The organism is Hominiventricola sp. (assembly GCF_057604405.1).
Map to the genome: position 1 here is coordinate 1 of NZ_DBLYVB010000086.1, position 1,587 is coordinate 1,587.

General features: G+C 46.6%; 2 protein-coding genes. Both read right to left on the minus strand.

Annotated elements, in window-relative coordinates:
* The coding region (locus ACZMB2_RS14210) for an ATP-binding cassette domain-containing protein (protein ID WP_487597196.1) at positions 1-260 on the minus strand (260 nt) is incomplete at its 3' end.
* 112 nt (positions 261-372) lie between these two features.
* The coding region (locus ACZMB2_RS14215; RefSeq protein WP_487597197.1) for a sensor histidine kinase at positions 373-1,587 on the minus strand (1,215 nt) is incomplete at its 5' end.

The following is a 1,587-nucleotide window of genomic DNA, read 5'->3' on the forward strand; positions in this document are numbered from 1 at the left end:
TTTCTTCTCCGGAAAACGGCAAGCTGATCCTCCTTCATGGAATACAGGTCCTTGTCAGACAAGATCACGCTGCCGCTGGTTGGTGTATCCAGCCCGCCCAGCATATGCAGCAGGGTACTTTTTCCGGAGCCGGATTTTCCGACAATGGCGACAAATTCTCCCTGCCCAATCTGGATATTCACATGATTGACGGCTTTGACCTGATTTTCCCCCGTCCCATAAAATTTGCAAAGCTGATTCGTTTCTAATATCACGCCCACTCCAATGGCCTCCTTTTCTTATTTACCAGCATTGTATCAAAGGAACCTTTCATTTCACTTTCAAAAAGAGAGCAGAAGTCTTACAGATTTGAAAGACTTCTGCTCATCATCTCTACGAAAGTCCATTCTCCGGCAGCTGAATCAAAAAGGTACTTCCTTTTCTGACTTTGCCGGAGGCTACCGTGATTGTCCCACCATGCTGCTCAATAATCTGTCTGGACAGATACAGACCGATGCCAGTTCCGCTCTTTTCGCGGACTTCCGGCGCAGTCCCTCTGTAAAACCGCTGGAATATTTTATGGTATTCACTCTGCGGGATTCCGATTCCCTGATCCTCGATCTCAATTCTCACAAAGCCGGTTCTTTTTTGTAGACGGATCGTGATTTTTGAATGTTCTGGGCTGTATTTGATGGCATTGTCCAAAACGTTAATGATTGCTTCTCCAAGCCAACGTTTATCCTGCATGAGTGCACAATGCTCCAGTGATTCGTCGCAGTCGAAAATAAGTTCTATCCCTTTCTCCGCTGCCTTTGGATACGTTCGGTTTACTGCGGAGATGATCGTATCCATAATGGGAAGTGTTTTCTGATCAAGCTGAATCAAACCTGTCTCCAGTTTGGATATTTCCAGCAGAGACTGCAGCAATGTTTCCAATCCGTCCAATGCACTCCGGCAGCGGATGCGAAATTCCTGTTGCTCCGTCTCACTCAGATTGTTCCGCAGCAATATGCTAAAGCAGGTATCCAAGGCTGCAACCGGGGTTTTCAGCTGATGGGAAATGTCGGATACCATTTCCTTTGTGCTTTCCTTCTCCGCTCTGGCTTCCTCTTGCAGCAGCTGGATATGATGTCCGATTGCTTCAAGCTGAAATTTCAGTCTTTCCTGCCCGACATGATCTTCTGTGTCCGGCACTACCTCAAAGTGATTTTCCCGAAATGCAATCAGGATTTGCTCTAGCTGCTCCAATCGTTTCCGACTTTCTTTCGCCTCAGCTTTCTTCCGGTAAAACAGGAACGTTAGCAAAGACAGACATAGCACTGCACTTGTACAGCCGGTTATCATGATATTCTGCCGGAAGCGCACATAAAACGAAGTCCCTTTGTTTTCCCAGTACCCGTATTGCTCTAATAATTGCTTACCTTGTTCATTGGCTTGATGGTCGTTTCCTTTCAGCCATCCTGCGGCAACATCCATGCCGGTGGTCTCTGCGCCCGCCGCAACTTCTGTCAGGATATCCATTTTACATTGATAATCCTGATAATATAAATAGGTGGTAAAGCAGTTCAATACCGCAAAAAAGAGTAGAACCGGCAGCACCAGTGACAA